Origin of the sequence: Nisaea sp., from assembly GCF_965216895.1 — a bacterium.
Classification (GTDB): Bacteria; Pseudomonadota; Alphaproteobacteria; order Thalassobaculales; family Thalassobaculaceae; genus Nisaea.
In genome coordinates, this window is the sequence record NZ_OZ244205.1 from 746,520 (window position 1) to 763,112 (window position 16,593).

Sequence of the window (16,593 nt, forward strand, 5' to 3'; positions counted from 1 at the left end):
TCCCTCGGGAAAAAGTTGCGTCTATTCAGTAGATTGTCGTGCGCTCTTAAGAGGAGATTAGGTCTTCTCGAATTGCTTGGCGCGCTGCCAGAGCGCTTCCATCTCTTCGAGTGTCGATCGCTCGAGCGTCCGCCCGTGCTCGTCCTGCATCATGGTTTCGACGGCGCGAAACCTGGTCTCGAATTTCCGGTTGCAGCGCTGCAATGCGGTTTCCGGATCGACCCCGAGTTTGCGCGCAAGATTGACGCAGACAAAGAGCAGGTCGCCGACTTCGTCCTCAAGCCGATCCATATCGCGCCCGGCGGGATCGGCGGTCATCTCGGCACGGACCTCGCCGATCTCCTCGTCGATTTTGTCCAGGACCTGCTCGGCCTCGGGCCAGTCGAAACCGACTCGACTGGCGCGCTTCTGCAGCTTCACCGCGCGCATCAGGGCGGGGAAGGCGGCTGAGACGCCGTCCAGAGCGCTCGGGCGGCTTCCGCTCTCGGCCGCCTTGCGGGCGCGTTCCTCGGCCTTCTGCGCTTCCCAGCTCCGGGTCTGCGCTTCGGCGTCCGCCACCTCCTCGTTCCCGAAGACATGGGGATGCCGGCGGATCATCTTCTCGGTGATACCGCGCGCAACGCTGTCGAAATCGAAATGCCCGGCCTCGCTGCCCATCTGTGTGTAGTAGATCACCTGGAGGAGGAGATCGCCGAGCTCTTCCTCCAGATGCGGCATGTCGCCTTGCGCGATCGCATCGGCGACTTCATAGGCTTCCTCGATGGTGTAGGGGGCGATGGTCTCGAAAGTCTGCTCGATATCCCACGGACAACCGCCGTCGGGATCACGTAGCGCCGACATGACCCGGCGCAGACGTTCGATCGCCGGCAGGTTGGTGTCGGGAACGGGATGCTTTGCAGTCGTTCTGGCTGATGTGCTCATGATGCACGGGACCATACTGACTGCCTTCCACGTATCAAAGCGCGAATCACGTCAGGCCGATTTCGTGTCTGAAAGTGCGTCGAGCAATGCCCGGTCGGATTTCTTCGACCGGAAGGCTCGGTACGCAGGGAAGAAAAACTCCGGCAGTGTCTCCGGAAGGACGCCCTTCGATTGACCGTCTCGGATCAGCTCGGCATAGCGCGCGCGATCGAACACGTGGCTTCCCACGTAGTAAGGCATGCTGTCCTGCGTGAAGCTGCTCTTGAAATACATGATGGATTCGGACCCTCCACCGAGATGGAGCTTTTGGAATCCCTGTCTCTTGGCCCATTTCGCGATCTCGATAATCAGGAAATGGTTGACGTAGGGGCGGTGTTGAAGCCGCCGGTTGGCAGCGAGGTAATATTCGACCGTATCGCCAAACCGCAATGTGATTGCAGCTCCGAGGACCACGCCGCCCTCCTGGACGGTGAAGAGGTCTATATACTCTCCGAGAGCTCCGAAAAGGTCGTCGAAAAACTCGGATCTGAAATTCAGGTATCCGAAATTCTGCCGGCGCAGCATGGCTTGATGATAAAGATCCACGAACTGACGGATCGTATCGGCTGTGTAGTGCCGCTCCATGATCAGGCCCAGTCTCTCTGTCTGCCGGATTCCGGTCCTGATCCTGGACCTGCATCCCGCGAGAAAGCATTCCTCGGACTGCGTAAGATCGATGAACAGGTTTTCGTTGTGGTGCCTGATTTCGTCGATCAGTCCTTCGCAGTAGAGTTGATTCTGGACCAAAGGGTCGAAGCGGATGAATTCGGAGACGATATTGGTATCCTTGGCATATTCCGTGAACCGGGCTCTGAAATCGCGCATGAGGTCTGGTCGGGCGGACTCTTCGGCGCCAAGGTAGATCCCGCCATATCCGTACGGAGTGGAAATGTCGAATCCGGCCGCGGAGACCTCCCGGCCAAACGGGAGAGTGTCGAGCGACCGACGCATGACGGGGTAGACGACATTGCCCTTCGGTCCTGAGAAGACGATGCACTCAGGGTCGCCATCGCCATTGGCTTCGAAAACCGTGCAATACTCGGGCTGAGAGGAAATGCCCGCTCCGTCGACCTCGCGGAGAGCGGCTTTCCACGCGTCGGGCTCTTGAAGTGTCAGGACCTTGAAGTCTGTCAATGCAAACCGCTTTCAGCTCGCTTTTGCGACACGAGAGCATGGGGCAGTTGTCTGGTGCGGTAAAGCTTGAACTGCCGCGTCTATATGGTTCCAGTGACGCCGTTTTTTCCGTTTCACCCGCGCGTGGAGTTGGCATTCGCCACTTGCCCGGAGTTGAATAATGCAGCTCATGTTTCCGGGTGTTTCCTCATTTGGGCACGGCATCTGCACCAAAGTAGCGTTCAACCTGCGTTGAGAGGGCGTCGGCGAATTTCGCGTTGATCCGAGCATGCCTGTTTCGGTCCGGGAACGGCTCGAGCTCGAGATCCATGCGCTCGAGAGAGATGCCGTGGCTCTCATAGAACGTCTCGACTTGATCGATGACCGCCATTGGGTCCGCGCGCAGTTTCTCGTACCGGAGATGCAGCACATGCAGGGTGGGGAGTTCCGCCACCTGGCGCGCCTGTTCGTCGATCAGAGTCCAGGCCTGGCGGACAATCTGCTCGATCGGATCGGCGACCCGTTCCAGTTCCTGCTGATTCTTCACAGTCGCGCCGTAGTGCGCATCGAGCGTCCCGTATCGCTCGATCCGTGCATTGAGCAGGGAGTTGCAGACATACCAAGGAGAACGGCTCAGGTTGAGAACCAGAATCTTTCCGAGCCCGTCGCTTACCTCGGGCAGATTGCTGCCGGCGAGGGGAGAGTCGAACAGCAGAGGCGCGCCGAGGATCCGTTCAAGGATTGCGAGCGTGCTCTTCAGGCCCCGCCAGTCGACAGTCCGGGTGATATGGTGCTCGTTGCCTTCGAGGGACAGCCACTTGCGCCAGAACCAGCCCCATTCGTGTGGTTCGAACTGGCCATCCGTATTCCCGAATTTCGAGACGAAGGAACTCCTGAAAGCAACGGGCGCGAACTCGGACTGCAGCGCCGCGCCAAGTGCCGGAACGTTCCAGAAACGGGCCATCAGATTGGAAACATACCCGAACTTGAAAGCGGAAATCAGGACCTGTTGCAGCAGAGTGGAGCCGCCGCGTGGCGGTGCCGCGATGAAGCAGGCGGGCCATTGCGTTTCGCGGGCGAGTCCATCGGGATGGAAGTCATGGCTACCGAGGACCTCGTTGGCCTGTCTCAGGATATCGGACGCCGGCGCTTTCATCCGGGTCACAGAAAGTTCTTGTGGTACTGGTTGGCGGCTTCGGGGTTCAGCACGGTATGCACGAGATGGTTCATTCCGTGATAGCGGCACCCGCCGGGGCATTTCGAGAGGTCCAGCTTGCTCGACAGGGCCAGGATGTTGTCTTCGATCCTATCGAGATCGTCATCCATCGTGCCGACCGGAATCCTGTGCGGTCCGCAATAGATGACGGCGCCGTCCTCATAGACGTTCAGATTGAAGAATCCGGCCACGCAGCGGTCGTACTGCAGGACATTCCGGTCCGCTTCTTCCGAGAGGATCTGGTGCGGGCGATAGTAGATCGTGAAGCCGCGGCTTTCGAAATCCTGACGCGCCTTGGCGACGATCGGCGTGATGTCCTCGTAGGTCAGGTTGTTCTTGTCGATCCGTTCGCCGACCGAGCCGCGGTTGAACACGGGTTTGACGGAAAAGTAATCGGCGCCGATTTCGGCCGCATTGCCCGCCGCCTTGTATAGATCGCTCAGATTGTGGTGATGGGTGGCGTACTGAATGCCGATCGTGGGCGTGCCTCGCGTTCGTTTTGTCAGGATGGACGACAGGTTCTCCATGATCTTCGGGTAGTGTTGCGCGCGCACGTCGTGCATCCAGGCATGCATCTCGGAGCTTCCGGCGTCCAGACTGATCCGCAGATAGGTGAAATAGTCGAGGATTTCCTGTTCGTACCTGTCGAGCAGGTATCCGTTGGTGAACATGCCCTGCTCAATACCGAGATCGTGCACGGCTTTGACCAACTCGGCGAAACGCGGATAGGCGGTCGGCTCGCCGTTGCCGACATAGCCGACGGCCTTCAGCCCCCTGTCGCGCGCTCTTGTCAGCCAGTCGAGCAACTGATCGAAATCGATCATCTTGGCCTTGTCGAGCTGATATTCGTAGGCCGTGCACCACAGGCACTTGTGATTGCAGTAATTGCCCAGGCTCAGAGTGACGTGGATCGGGAACTGCTTTTCGCCGCGGGCGAGCTTGTCCAGCTTGTCACGATGGTAGATGAGTTTTTCGAAACCCAGGATGTCCATTCTGTCCATCCTCCCCGGCTGACGGTTAACGTTCGCGCGCCATCACCATATCACGGTGTTGGTCAATTCAGCCATTTCCGCCGTGAAATACTGGCTGACCCGATTTGATCCGGGCGATCAGGCCGTCCTGAACGATCGGATGCATGTACCAATCAGGCAGACGTTCACCGGCCAGGAGCGCCTTGCGGGCCTCGGTCCCGGAAATCTCCCTCGGCTCCCCGGCCGTTGCCGCCGGGAGGTAGTCGCCGCTTCTCAGATCGTAGGCGTAGGCCTCGAAGAACACTGGCGTGATTCCGAGATCGGGCAACGTCTCGAACATCTGCCGGGCGGCCTCCGGTGCGTAGAAATTGCCGACACCTGTATGGTCCCGGCCGACGATAAAGTGGCTGCAGCCCATGTTCTTGCGGCAAAGCGCCGTAAAGACGGCCTCACGCGGCCCCGCATAGCGCGAATAGGTGGCAAAGCCGCCGAGGACGACCCGGCCATTCGGATAGACTCCGGTGCGAAGAAGCGCCTGATAGCTTTCTATGATGGGGAGAGAGAGGAAATCGCCTTGTTTCTTGAAACCGAGTACGGGGCTGATCAGCAGTCCGTCCGCATTGGCGCGCTCCAGCGCCTCCAACTGGATATGCAGGTGAACCTGATGGGCGACGTTCCGGCTGTGGAAACCAACGACCCGATTCCAGCCCTTCTGCGAGAGGATGTCGCGAACGGTTGCTGGGGAAAGACGGTATGGCTGGTCCGGCTCCTGGGGTGTCGAGGCAAGCGCGACCGTGCCGGCGACAAAATGGCTGCCGCGTTCCGCGAGGCCCTTGATGCCGGGGTGGTTCCGGTCCGTTGTGCCAAACCAGGCCGGGGAGAGGGCGTCGAGATCCGGCTCGTAGATCTCGGAGACATCAAGGATCGAGTGCAGGCGATCCTGCGGCCCGCGAACCGCGACACGTTGCCCGACGGAGAGCCTGTCGGCCTGCTCGGGGGGAACGGGCAGAACGATCGGAAGCGTCCAGACGGTGCCGTCGCGAAGCCTGTTCTCGGCCAGGACCGAGCGGAGTTCGTCCTGGCCGAGGAACCGGTCGAGCGGAGAATACGTACCCTGGCAGATCTGCTCGATATCGCTTAGCGCCATGGCATCCACATGGAGGGCGGGGAGGGAGTCCCGTTCCGCCAGCGCGATCGTCTCGTCTTCCGCGATCGCACTTACCAGCACGCCGCCATGCGGTCCGCTGGTCCCTGTCTCCGGAGTCTCTGCCTCACCGAGCGTACTCGTGTCGCTCCTGAACTGATTGCCAAGGCGGCGAATCATCGCGGCGCAGGCAACTGGATGTGCCCCGATCGCGGTCTCTGCCGCAAGCACCAGGCCGTCCGCGCCGTCAAGCAGGGTGTTGTAGATGTCGTTCACTTCCGCACGTGTCGGGACCGGCGCGGTGACCATGGATTCGAGGAGGTTTGTTGCGACATGAACGGGCGTGCCCTCTTTCTTCGCCGTCTGGATGATACGCTTCTGCGTGATCGGAAGGCGCTCGATCGGGACTTCGCGCGACAGGTCGCCCCGGTCGATCAGGACCGCGTCCGCGGCGCGCGCGATGTCGGCGCAATGCGCCAACCCGCTGCGACTCTCGATCTTGGCGATGATGTGCGCTTCGTCTCCGGCAAGCTGGCGAAGGAGATCCACATCGCTTGCCGAATTGGCAAAGGACAGCGCGTAGTGCTTGATACCGAGCTCACGGCCGATCCGGACCGCCTGCCGGTCCTTGTCGGTCAGGGGCTCCAGCCGAAGCGACCGCCGGACGGAGACCGCCTTGTTGGAGCCGACCTTTCCACCGGTGATGACCCGTGCCCTAGCATCGTTCTCGTTGAGTTCCACGATCTGGATCATGGCCGCATTGAAGTCGATCGTGATCAGGTCGCCCACTTCAAGCAAGCCGAGTGCATAGGCGGGGTAGAGGCTGAACTGCCCGGCATCGCCGAGCATGGCGTCGGAGACGATATGGACTTCGTGATGTTCGGCCAGTTCGACGGCGCCGCCACGGATCTTGCCCGTGCGGATTTGCGCCCCTTCGGTATCGAGGCTGATGGGCACGTCGCTGTGCTCGCGCACGAGGTTCACCCGGTCGGCGATTTCGTCCGCTGCCGTGTGTGATAGATTGATCCGGAACAGATCCACGCCAAGCGCGTCCAGTTTGCGTATGATGGAGCCGTCAAAGGAGGCCGGGCCGAGCGTGCAAAGAAGGTTCATGAGAGACCGGTTCCGTGTCCTGTTGCTTGGGCGCAGCGAATTCCTGCGCTTGTTGATGGCGGATGAGCAAAAAAAATGCCAGCAGAGTTTGGCCTGATTCTTGCTGCAGCCTGGGGCGCGAGAGCAAGAGGACAATTTTCTGCCGGTTCTTACCGCGGCGCGTGGAGTCTGCGGATTGACATGAGAAAGCCCAGCCCGTGAAGCCAACGAAATTTCCGGTCCATATCGATATTGATCTGAGCACCAAGTGCAATCTGCGCTGCAGCTTTTGTCATCTCAGCTATTTCAAGCCGAAGAGCTGGACACAGATCTCTGCCGAACAGTTCACCACGATCGAGCCTTTGCTGCCGCATCTGAAATCGATGACTCTGTTCAGCAAGTACGAGGTCTTAACGTGTCGCGATTTCATCCCGATCTTCGAGAAGATCGCCGCCTACGATATCGAGACCTATTTCTCGACAAACGGCATTCTCCTCGATGACGACGTGATCGATGTGCTGGTCGGGAAGCTCACCTTCCTCACCGTTTCGGTGACCGGCTTCGACCGGACATCCTACGAGCGCCATATGGGGCTGGACCGGCTGGAGGTCGTGCGGGAGAGACTTGCTCGGCTGAACGAGAAGAAGAGGGCGCGGAACACCGATCTGCCCCGGTTGCGGATCTCGACCGTGGGCATGCTGAGCACCCTCGACGATCTCCCGAAGGCTGTCGATTTTGCCCATGAATTCGAGGCCAGCGAGGGAGTACAGGTCACCTATCTCAAAGCTCATGGCGACAACATGGTGCGCGAGATGCCCCTGAACGACCCGGAGGCCTTCCAGGACGCCTGCGACGTGGCACGGGCGCATGCCGATGAGCTGGGAGTCCCGTTCGAGCAGCAGGGCGGGACAATTACCGAAATCGTCGAGGCGACGAAAGAACTCGGGCACCGCTTCTGCTCGATGCCGTGGCACCGCCTCTCGATCCAGCCCGACGGGGAGGTCTATCCCTGTCCGCTGAGTGCGAAACCGATCGGGAATCTGAACGAACAGACCATCGACGAGATCTGGAATGGCGAACGGCTCGCGACATTCCGCTCGAAGGTCAACGTTGTGGAGGACCAGAACGAGGATTGTCGCAACTGCACGCACTGCAGGCACAGGAACGTGCTGGATCCGGCCGCAAACGATTTCTCGTCGGCGCAATCCTATGTTGCCGGGATGACCCGTATTGGGTCCGAATGACCGAACTGATCTTTCATCGTGGCTGCAATCTCGATGCCGCGGAAAACTCGATGGCCGGAATCGCGGAATGTGCCTCGTTGGCGCCGTCGTGCGCCGTCGAAATCGACGTCGCGGTCACCAAGGACCGGCATCCCGTCCTGTTGCACGACCTGTCGCTTGAACGGCTTTTCGGTCTCCGCAGCACCGTTCTCGACATGACGCTGGACGAGTTTCAGCGCCATGGAGGCGGTGCGACGCTTGCGACCTTGAGCGAAGCGCTCGTCGCCTTTCCGCATACCCGGTTCGAACTTGATTTGCGTGATGACACTTCAAGCGCGCTGTTCCCCGAAAGCGTTCTCTCCGCGGTCGATCTGCCGGAGGATCCGGCCGGCGCTCTTCTGGAGGGAATGGAGCCCGTGCTTGCAGAAGCGGCCGTCGGTCGCTTGAGGCTCATTGTTGGATTGCCGTCGAGTTACCATCGTCTGAAGGCAGGGTTCCCAAACATTGCCATAAGTCTCGCGGAGAGAAGCTGCCGGGACTTTCTGGAAGAGCTGTCGCGGGATGAGGGGGCGCGGCCGCCCGTGGAAGAGGGACTGGACCGCATATATGTACGCTACCAGGCGGCATCGTCAGGCTTGATCGACCGGCTGCACAGGCGAAATTACGCGGTATGTGTCACCGCGTCCTTTCCATACAGAAATCTGGAAAATTCTCGTCGGGTCGTCGAACGTGCGCGCCAGGCGTCTGCCGATTTCGTCATGGTCAGTCCGGTGGATGAAGGCATTCTGGAGGTGCTGCGCCGATAAGCCGGTTTCTCTCGGGTGTCGCGCGTCAGGTAAAATGCACGACGGGGGAACAGGTTGAACGTACCGGGGAAGCTCGAGAGATTATCGCATAATGTATATTATGGGAAATGATACTGAAACCTCGGAGCGTTTATCCTTTGATCGAAATTTTCGCCGCCGGAACATTTCCCGCCTGATCGACTGCCGCCTTGAAAGTCGTGCGCGACTCCGAATTGTCGAAGCCCTTCGAGAAGCGGATCATGCCGTCAGAGGTTCTCAGCAGGACATTGTGCTTCCGGCAGAGCGCCGCGAGATCGCCGAGAAAGCCGGCTGCCTCTTCCTTGTTCAGAAGCAGCTTCTTATGATCTTTCTGCAACTCGCCGATCAGGTTCGGATCTATCATGGATTCTGTCCTTCGGTCGCAGCGGTCTGGAAAACGATGTGCGCAGGATAGCACTCGAAGATGCCCTGAAGAAACCGGGCCGGGTCATCACCTGGCACGCGGGTGAGCACAACCGTTCGCACAAGACCTCAAACCGCGAAGATTATATCACCGTGGTCCCGAAGGAACTTGCGGGTATGCTGCACGCCATCGGCTCGACCACCACGCTCTACGAGTTTCTCGAACTCTTCATCGAGGAACTGCTCTACGAACGTCTTGAGGCGGAACGGGATCACCCGGACGCCGTTGCACGGGATGCGCCGCCTATTCTGGAGCTGCGCGGTTATTTCGAACGCTGGATGGAGTTCTATGTCCGCGAGGTCATCCCGCCACTGCCGCACCCGTCGGGCTCCGGCGGTGCAGCCCGCTTCGTCGCCGCGATGCAGCGCAACCAGCCGCGCTGGCTGATCCTCGCAAACCAGAATGCGCGCAGCGAACCGCGCTGCCTGCAGGGATTCGAGACGCTGCTCGATGTGGCCGAGAATGTCGCGAAACGGTTCGACCTCAGGCTGGACCTCGAGATGGCGCGGAACGGATTTCGGAGCATGCTCCGGCATCGGGCGGAAGCCGAGGGACGATCACCCGATTGGGCTCTTCTGGATCTTCCGGAACCCTGATCGGTTTGCACGAATATCGTATCATAACCCTCTGATCTGAATGCGAAAATTCTAGTAGCTGGTCTTGCCCTTCAAGTCCTTGAACGGGACCATGACATGCTCCCGGTAGGCGGCGCGGTTCCGGAGGCGTTCGTACCACGCCTCGACCCGCGGCAATGCCGGGCGCTCCAGATCCATGCCGAAATACCGGTAGAGATGCGTTCCCGCCGGTATGTCGCCGAGACCGAGACGCTCGCCGCCGAGATAGTCCCTGCCCTCCAGCGCCTCCTCGATCCGCATGAAGTATTGATTGCTAAGCGCTTGATTATTCCGAATTTCCGGCCAGTCGCGCTGCGCTTCCGGTGTACGAAAATATGCCCAGAAAATGCCGTTGAGGAAGGTCGGCTGAAGGCTGCTCTGCGTCCAGTCCATCCAGCGGTCGGCCCATGACCGCTCCGCCTGATCGTCCGGCCAGAGGGAAGTATCGCCATAGACAGCGGCGAGATAGCGCAGGATCGCGTGGGATTCCCAGACCACCGTACCGTTGTCTTCGATCACCGGAACGCGGCCATGCGGGTTCATCGTCAGAAAGGCCGGATCGTCGAGCCCGCCGGCATCGCCGCCAAGCGTCGTGTGCGCGTGCTCCAGCCCGAGCTCGCCGATCAGCCACATGACCTTCTGGACGTTGAACGCGCTCCGCCGGCCCCAAACCTTCAGCACTCCCCGTCCCTTCGGCGTTCTAGATTTCGATCACCAGGCCATCGTAGCCGGGTTCCACACCCGGCGGGCATTTCGCGCGCGTCTCCTCGTAATCGAGCGAAGCTGCCATATGGGTAAAATAGGTTCGTCCGGCCCCGACATGCTCCGCCCAGGACAGGGCGGTCTCGAGATTCGCATGGCTGCGCGCGGCATCGATCCTGAGACAGTCCACGATCCAGACATCGATTCCCTTGAGCCGGTCGAGCTCGGCCGCCGTATGCACGGCGACGTCCGTCGAGTACGCGAACTTGCCGTTGAACACGAGACCGAGGCTTGTTCCGCTCGGTCCGTGATCCTGCTCGGAGATCTCGATCGAAAGCGGGCCGATTTCCAGCGTCTGGCCGGCAGAGATCTCTTGCATGGAAAGCGGCGAGCGGAAATGCGGCGGGCTTTCCGGCGTCTTTATGAACATGTAGCCGAAGCGCTGGCTGATGTCCTTCCAGGTCTTGGCGTCCATGTAGGTAGGGATCTGCTTTCCGGTGCCCCAGCAGAGCGGCCGGACATCGTCGATCCCGTGGACATGATCGGCATGGCTGTGGGTGTAGATGATCGCATCGAGATCGGTGACGCCGGCATCGACGAGCTGGTCATGCAGGTCCGGGGTGGTATCGACGAGAACGGCTACCCCCTCTTCCTCGATCAGTACCGACGGACGCCGGCGGCGGTTTTTCGGATTGGTCGGGTCGCACGCCCCCCAGCCGTCACCGATGACCGGCACACCCGATGACGCACCGCAACCGAGCATGGTGATCTTCATGGGGGCGTCAGGCCGCGTTGCCGAGATCGAGATCCGCCGGCGGCGGGACCTTCGAGAACAGCCGGAAGAAGTTTCGCGTCGTATGCGCCGCCATCTCGACCTCCGAGATCCCGAGAAGCTCCGCCAGCGCCGCATGGGTATGAGCGACATAGGCTGGTTCGTTGCGCTTGCCACGCTTCGGCACCGGCGCGAGATAGGGCGCATCGGTCTCGACCAGCAGCCTGTCCCGCGGAACATCCGTCACGGTCGCGCGTATGTCCTCGGCGTTCCTGAAGGTGATGATGCCGCTGAGCGAGACGTAGAAGCCGATATCGAGCGCCCGCATCGCGAGGTTCCGGCCGCTGCTGAAGCAGTGCAATACCCCCTTATAGGGCTTGCGGGCATATTCCTCTTCAAGCAGGGCTGCCGTGTCCTCGTCCGCGTCGCGGGCATGGACGATGAGCGGCAGACCGGTTTCCTGCGCCGCGCGGATATGGGTGGTGAAACTCCGTCGCTGGGCGTCGCGCGGGGAACTGTCATAGTAATAATCGAAACCGGACTCGCCGATCCCCACCACCTTGGGATGATCCGCCAGATCGGTCAGGGTCTCGACAGAGACCGGGTCCTCCTCGCCCGCCTGGTGCGGGTGGATGCCGACGGAGCAGAAGACGTCTTCATACCGCTCGGCGATCGCGCGGATCCGGGGGAAAGTCGAGATCCGGGTACTGATCGTCACCATGCGGCAGACGCCGGCCCGGCGGGCACGGGCGATGACCTCGTCCCGTTCCTCCTCGAAGGTCTCGAAATCGAGATGGCAGTGGGAATCGACGATCGTCGGAACGCTCACTCAGGCCTCCGCCGCTTCCGGTTCGACATAACGCGGGAAGACTCCGCTCGGTTTCGGCAGCGGCGTGCCCGGAACGAGGCTGGTGCCGAGCGCGGCAAAGCTTCGCCCCTCCTCGCCGACGGCGAGCTGGTCGAGCATCTTCGCGGCGCTGTCCGGCACAACCGGCTGCATCAGCACCGCGAGCACGCGGATCACGTCCGCCAGCACGTAGAGCACCGTCGCCATGCGGTCCGGATCGGTCTTCTTCAGAGCCCACGGCGCCATCTCGTCGACATAGCGGTTCGCGTCGCCGATCACCTGCCAGACCTGCTCCAGTGCCTTGTGGAAGGCCTGCGCGTCATAGGAGGGGCGCAACTCCGCAAGCAGCCCCGCCGCCGCGTCGAGCAGCTTGCGGTCCGCGTCCGTGAATGCGCCATGCGCCGGCACCGCGCCATTGCAATTCTTGGCGATCATCGAGAGCACACGCTGCGAAAGGTTGCCGAAATCGTTCGCCAGCTCGCTGTTCATGCGGTTGACCATCGCCTGATGCGAAAAATCGCCGTCATTGCCGAACGGCACCTCGCGCAGCAGGAAGTAGCGCACCTGGTCGAGGCCGTATTTTTCCACCAGCTCCAGCGGATCGATCACGTTGCCGAGCGACTTGGAGATCTTCTGACCCTCGTTCGTCCACCAGCCATGGGCATAGACGCGCTTCGGCAACGGCAGGTCGGCGGCCATCAGGAAGGCCGGCCAGTAGACTGCGTGAAAGCGCAGGATGTCCTTGCCGACCATGTGCAGGTCCGCCGGCCAGAAGGCCTTGTACTCGGCGCTGTCGGTGTCGGGATAGCCCGCGGCGGTAATGTAGTTGGTCAGCGCATCGAGCCAGACATACATGATGTGCGCGTCGTCGCCCGGCACAGGCACGCCCCATTTGAAGCTGGTGCGCGAGACCGAAAGATCGCGCAGACCGGATTTGACGAAGCTGATCACCTCGTTGCGCCGCGCCTGGGGCGCGATGAAATCCGGGTTCTCCGCATAGTATTTCAGCAGCGGTTCCTGCCATTTCGAGAGATCGAAGAAATAGCTCGGCTCTTCGACCCACTCGACGGGCGCACCGGTCGGCGCCTTGCCGTCGACCACCTCGGTCTCGGTGAAAAAGGCCTCGTCGCGCACCGAGTACCAGCCTTCATAGGCGCCGAGATAGATGTGCCCCTTTTCCTTGAGCTTGTTCCAGATTTCCTGACAGGCCTTCTTGTGACGCTCCTCCGTTGTGCGGATGAAATCGTCGTTGGAGTAGTTCATCGTCGCGGCGAGATCGCGGAAGTTCTGCGAAACCCTGTCCGTGAAGCCCTGCGGATCGACGCCTGCACTCGCTGCCGCCGTTTCGACCTTCTGGCCGTGCTCGTCGGTTCCGGTCAGGAATTTCACCTCATAACCGTCAAGCCGCTTGAAACGCGCCAGCGCGTCGCAGGCAAGCGTCGTGTAGGCATGGCCGATATGGGGCTTGTCGTTGACGTAGTAGATCGGCGTCGTCAGGTAGTAATGCGCGCTCATGAAATCAGTCCGATCGGCGGTCGCCGCCCGGACAAGCGGGCGGCCGATGAAATGGGTGTCTTGAGGTACCCCCCGCACCCGTCAGTTTCAAGACGAAACGTCAGGATACGGCGTGATCCGGGACAAGCATCTGCAGGGCGTCCATCAGCATCTGCCGCTTGTCGAGGCTGAGCCGGCTCCCGCGGCCGATCATGGCGGAGATGCCGGCGCGCCGCTCCGCGATCCCGGCGGGTCCGAGCGCCGTGGCGAGCTTTGCCGCCGCGGCCCCCATGCCCGGTATGCGATCGATCGGACGGTCTCCGGATGCCGCGTCACGCGCGGCCCGGCCGAGCCACCAGTCAAGCAAGGCGACCCCGGTCTCGAACGGATCCGCCTCTTCGGCCTTTACCGTGCGAGTCCATTTGTCCGCCAGTTCCAGCACGGCAAGTTCCTTGACCTGCGGATAGTTTTCAAGGGCGCGAAACAGCTCCCGCAGCGCGTCGATCCCGCCCTCCGCGGCAAGCGACAATGCCCGTCCGATGCTCCCCTCCGAGAGTGCGACGAGGGTTTCGGAGGTCTCCGGATCCAGATCCGGAAGACGCTTTGCCAGCAGTTCCCCGACCTGCGCGTCGGAGAGCGGTCCGAGGCGCACGGCCCGGCAGCGCGATCGGATCGTCGGAAGAAGCCTGCCCGGCGCGTGGCTCACCAACAGCAGCAAGGCCTGGCGCGGTGGCTCCTCGAGCAGCTTCAGGACGGCGTTGGCGGCGTTGCGGTTCATTTCGTCGGCGCAGTCGAGCACAACGACCCGCCAGCCCCCGAGAGACGGCGTCAGGCGAAGGAAGCTCCCGATCTGGCGGACATCGTCGACCACGATTTCGCCGCGCATCTTCTTGCGTTTCTCGTCAAAGCCGCGCTCGACCACCAGCATGTCCGGATGGCTGCCGCCTGCAATCTGGGAGAAGACCGGATCCTCGCGCGGGACATGTAGGCCAGCGGGCGTTGACGGAAGCGCGTCGCCGAACAGTCCCGGCCCCTCGTCGGCGCCCGCGCCCGACAGAATGTGGCGGGCGAAACGATAGGCGAGTGTCGCCTTGCCTATCCCGGACGGACCCGTGATCAGCCAGGCATGCGGGATCCTGCCGGATGCGACCGCTTCGGCCATGGCGCTTTCCGCGGCCTGATGCCCGACAAGCTCTTCGGTTTCCCGGGGCAACGGAATGTTCTGCGCGTCGCTCATAGTTCCGCTCCGAGGCGTGCACGGACAAGCGCCGCGACCTCCGCTGTCACGGCACTCGGGTCCCGCGCCGCATCCACGAGCACGACGCGCTGCGGCTCGGCCGTCGCGATGGTCCGGAAACCTTCGCGCATGCGTTCGTGAAACGCGAGTTCCATGCGTTCGAAGCGGTCCTCCCCGCCGCGCCGCGCCGCCTCTCCGCCGGTCCGTGTCCGCGCGAGGCCGGTTTCGGGCGGCAGGTCGAGCACCAGGGTCAGGTCCGGCTTCAGATCGCCCAGCACAATGCGGTGCAGGTCGCTGATCCTGTCGAGTTCGAGTCCGTGCCCGTAGCCCTGATAGGCCATGGTGGAATCCGCAAAGCGATCGCATAGGACCCAGCAGCCCCGCTCCAATGCAGGCTCGATAAGGCGTTTCACATGATCGCGCCGCGCTGCGTAGAGCAGCAGAAGCTCGGTCAAGGCGTCCCAGCGCCCGGTCTCACCGGTCACCAGCAGTTCTCGGATCTGTTCCGCTCCCGGCGAGCCGCCGGGCTCCCGGGTCAGGCAGACCTCTCTTCCGGATGCCTCCAGTGCCGCCGCGAGCAGGCGGATCTGGGTGCTCTTGCCTGCCCCCTCGCCGCCTTCGAATGTGATGAAACGTCCGCGTGCGCGGTCCGGCTGGTCAGCCACCGCTGCCCCAGACGAGGTATTCGACCGCCGCACCTACCTTGCCGAACACACCGAGCTGTTCGACATCCGCCGCGGCATAGAGCGGCAGGTTGACATCCTCCATCTCAGGCGCTGTCACCTTGAGCGTCGCGACCTGCGTGCCCGCAACGATCGGCGCCGGGATCGGGCCTTCATAGACCACGCTCACCTTCATCTTCGGACGCGAAGTCCGCTGGATTGTCAGCAGGACGTCGCGATCGGTCGTCAGGGCCACGGTTTTCGCGTTTCCGAGCCAGACATCGGCTTCAGCGACCGTCTGCCCGGCGGCGAAGAGCTGATAGTTCTCGAACTCGCGGAAGCCCCAATCCAGCAGCGCTTCCGACTCACGCGAACGGTCCTTCACGCTCTTCAGGCCGTTGACCACGAGGACCAGACGGCGGCCGTTGCGGATCGCGGACGCCGTCAGGCCGTATCCGGCCGCTTCGGTGTGACCGGTCTTCAGGCCGTCGGCGCCCATGTTCTTGTAGAGCAGCGGGTTCCGGTTGCCCTGCTTGATCTTGTTGTAGGTGAAGGTCGTCTCGGCATAGATCGGATAATATTCGGGGAAGCGCCGGATCGTTTCCATCGCCAGTATCGCGAGATCGCGTGCGCTGGAACGGTGTTCCGGGTCAGGCCATCCGGTCGCATTCTTGAAGGTGCTGTTGAGGAGACCGATTTCCCGCCCGCGCCTGGTCATCTCTTCGGCAAAGGCCTCCTCGGTGCCGGCCAGCGCCTCGGCCATGGCGATGGCCGCATCGTTGCCGCTCTGCACGATGATGCCGCGCAGAATGTCCTTGATGGCGACCCGCGTGTTCACCTTCACGAACATCTTCGAGCCACCCTTGCGCCAGGCCTTCTCGCTGATCGCGATGGTGTCGTCCATCGAGAGCCGGCCGTCCTTCAGGCGCTCGAAAGCCATGAACACGGTCATGATCTTGGTCATCGAGGCCGGCGGCATCGGCTTGTCCGGATCCTTTTCGAACAGGACCGCTCCGGTGTCGAAATCGATGAGAATCGCCTCGCGCGCGCTGGTATCGAGCGCTTCGGAATCCGAAATCTGCATTGTCAGGATCAGGAGAGCGGCTGGAAGAGCCCGGACTGCGCGTCTGATCGCTGCGCTCAGATTGCTGGCGAAAGACATAACGATTTCCCTATGCGTCAATAATCCGAATGGTCGCGACCCGAAAAACGGCGGCTTCTATATCCGGACCCAGTGAGAAGGATAGCGGACAAATTTGATCCAAATGAGACATGTTGCTCCGGCTCGCTGTTCTCAT

The 16,593-nt window shown here is 61.5% G+C and carries 16 protein-coding genes; 3 read left to right on the forward strand and 13 right to left on the reverse strand.

Annotation, left to right across the window (positions count from 1 at the left end; genetic code table 11):
- Positions 1–57: 57 nt before the first annotated feature.
- From mazG to ACOOE1_RS03590, 5 genes are all read right to left on the reverse strand, one after another.
- Positions 58–921 carry a nucleoside triphosphate pyrophosphohydrolase gene (gene mazG / locus ACOOE1_RS03570; protein ID WP_420404967.1) on the reverse strand — a complete coding sequence of 288 codons (864 nt, stop codon included), beginning with the start codon at positions 919–921 and terminating at the stop codon, positions 58–60.
- A gap of 51 nt (positions 922–972) precedes the next feature.
- Positions 973–2,094: a GNAT family N-acetyltransferase gene (locus tag ACOOE1_RS03575; protein WP_420404968.1), complete on the reverse strand. Its 1,122-nt coding sequence runs from the start codon at positions 2,092–2,094 to the stop codon at positions 973–975.
- A 187-nt stretch (positions 2,095–2,281) separates the two neighbouring features.
- On the reverse strand, positions 2,282–3,238 hold the full coding sequence (locus tag ACOOE1_RS03580) for a hypothetical protein (RefSeq protein ID WP_420404969.1): 957 nt from the start codon (positions 3,236–3,238) through the stop codon (positions 2,282–2,284).
- Complete coding sequence (locus ACOOE1_RS03585; protein ID WP_420404970.1) at positions 3,235–4,281, reverse strand: radical SAM protein; 1,047 nt, start codon at positions 4,279–4,281, stop codon at positions 3,235–3,237. Before ACOOE1_RS03585 ends, ACOOE1_RS03580 begins: the two co-directional genes overlap by 4 nt.
- 67 nt (positions 4,282–4,348) lie before the next feature.
- Positions 4,349–6,517, reverse strand: a complete 2,169-nt coding sequence (locus tag ACOOE1_RS03590) for a pyruvate kinase (RefSeq protein WP_420404971.1) — start codon at positions 6,515–6,517, stop codon at positions 4,349–4,351.
- Positions 6,518–6,714: 197 nt separating this feature from the next.
- Here ACOOE1_RS03590 and ACOOE1_RS03595 point away from each other — a divergent pair, with 197 nt between their 5' ends.
- Together ACOOE1_RS03595 and ACOOE1_RS03600 are read left to right on the forward strand one after the other, a co-directional pair.
- A complete protein-coding gene (locus ACOOE1_RS03595) occupies positions 6,715–7,740 on the forward strand; it encodes an SPASM domain-containing protein (protein WP_420404972.1) in 1,026 nt (341 codons plus the stop codon).
- Positions 7,737–8,525, forward strand: coding sequence for a glycerophosphodiester phosphodiesterase (locus ACOOE1_RS03600; protein ID WP_420406403.1), 789 nt, complete (start codon positions 7,737–7,739; stop codon positions 8,523–8,525). The genes ACOOE1_RS03595 and ACOOE1_RS03600 overlap by 4 nt, the downstream gene beginning before the upstream one ends.
- Positions 8,526–8,655: 130 nt before the next feature.
- Here ACOOE1_RS03600 and ACOOE1_RS03605 read toward each other — a convergent pair whose 3' ends face one another.
- Positions 8,656–8,907 carry a hypothetical protein gene (locus ACOOE1_RS03605; protein WP_420404973.1) on the reverse strand — a complete coding sequence of 84 codons (252 nt, stop codon included), beginning with the start codon at positions 8,905–8,907 and terminating at the stop codon, positions 8,656–8,658.
- A 38-nt stretch (positions 8,908–8,945) separates the two neighbouring features.
- Here ACOOE1_RS03605 and ACOOE1_RS03610 point away from each other — a divergent pair, with 38 nt between their 5' ends.
- Positions 8,946–9,563 carry a hypothetical protein gene (locus ACOOE1_RS03610; RefSeq protein WP_420404974.1) on the forward strand — a complete coding sequence of 206 codons (618 nt, stop codon included), beginning with the start codon at positions 8,946–8,948 and terminating at the stop codon, positions 9,561–9,563.
- A 51-nt stretch (positions 9,564–9,614) separates the two neighbouring features.
- Here ACOOE1_RS03610 and ACOOE1_RS03615 read toward each other — a convergent pair whose 3' ends face one another.
- The 7 genes from ACOOE1_RS03615 to ACOOE1_RS03645 all read right to left on the reverse strand — a co-directional run bounded on the left by ACOOE1_RS03615 (position 9,615) and on the right by ACOOE1_RS03645 (position 16,457).
- A complete protein-coding gene (locus ACOOE1_RS03615) occupies positions 9,615–10,262 on the reverse strand; it encodes a glutathione S-transferase family protein (protein ID WP_420404975.1) in 648 nt (215 codons plus the stop codon).
- A 19-nt stretch (positions 10,263–10,281) separates the two neighbouring features.
- On the reverse strand, positions 10,282–11,058 hold the full coding sequence (locus tag ACOOE1_RS03620; RefSeq protein ID WP_420404976.1) for an MBL fold metallo-hydrolase: 777 nt from the start codon (positions 11,056–11,058) through the stop codon (positions 10,282–10,284).
- Positions 11,059–11,065: 7 nt separating this feature from the next.
- Positions 11,066–11,884: a TatD family hydrolase gene (locus ACOOE1_RS03625; protein WP_420404977.1), complete on the reverse strand. Its 819-nt coding sequence runs from the start codon at positions 11,882–11,884 to the stop codon at positions 11,066–11,068.
- The gene (gene metG, locus ACOOE1_RS03630) at positions 11,885–13,417 is read right to left on the reverse strand and encodes a methionine--tRNA ligase (protein WP_420404978.1); all 1,533 of its coding nucleotides are present in this window, start codon (positions 13,415–13,417) and stop codon (positions 11,885–11,887) included.
- Between the two features lie 100 nt (positions 13,418–13,517).
- The gene (locus ACOOE1_RS03635) at positions 13,518–14,633 is read right to left on the reverse strand and encodes a DNA polymerase III subunit delta' (protein ID WP_420404979.1); all 1,116 of its coding nucleotides are present in this window, start codon (positions 14,631–14,633) and stop codon (positions 13,518–13,520) included.
- Positions 14,630–15,298 carry a dTMP kinase gene (gene tmk / locus ACOOE1_RS03640; RefSeq protein WP_420404980.1) on the reverse strand — a complete coding sequence of 223 codons (669 nt, stop codon included), beginning with the start codon at positions 15,296–15,298 and terminating at the stop codon, positions 14,630–14,632. The genes ACOOE1_RS03635 and tmk overlap by 4 nt, the downstream gene beginning before the upstream one ends.
- Positions 15,291–16,457 (reverse strand): D-alanyl-D-alanine carboxypeptidase family protein, encoded by a 1,167-nt coding sequence (locus ACOOE1_RS03645; protein WP_420404981.1) that lies wholly within the window; start codon positions 16,455–16,457, stop codon positions 15,291–15,293. Before ACOOE1_RS03645 ends, tmk begins: the two co-directional genes overlap by 8 nt.
- Positions 16,458–16,593 lie beyond the last annotated feature (136 nt).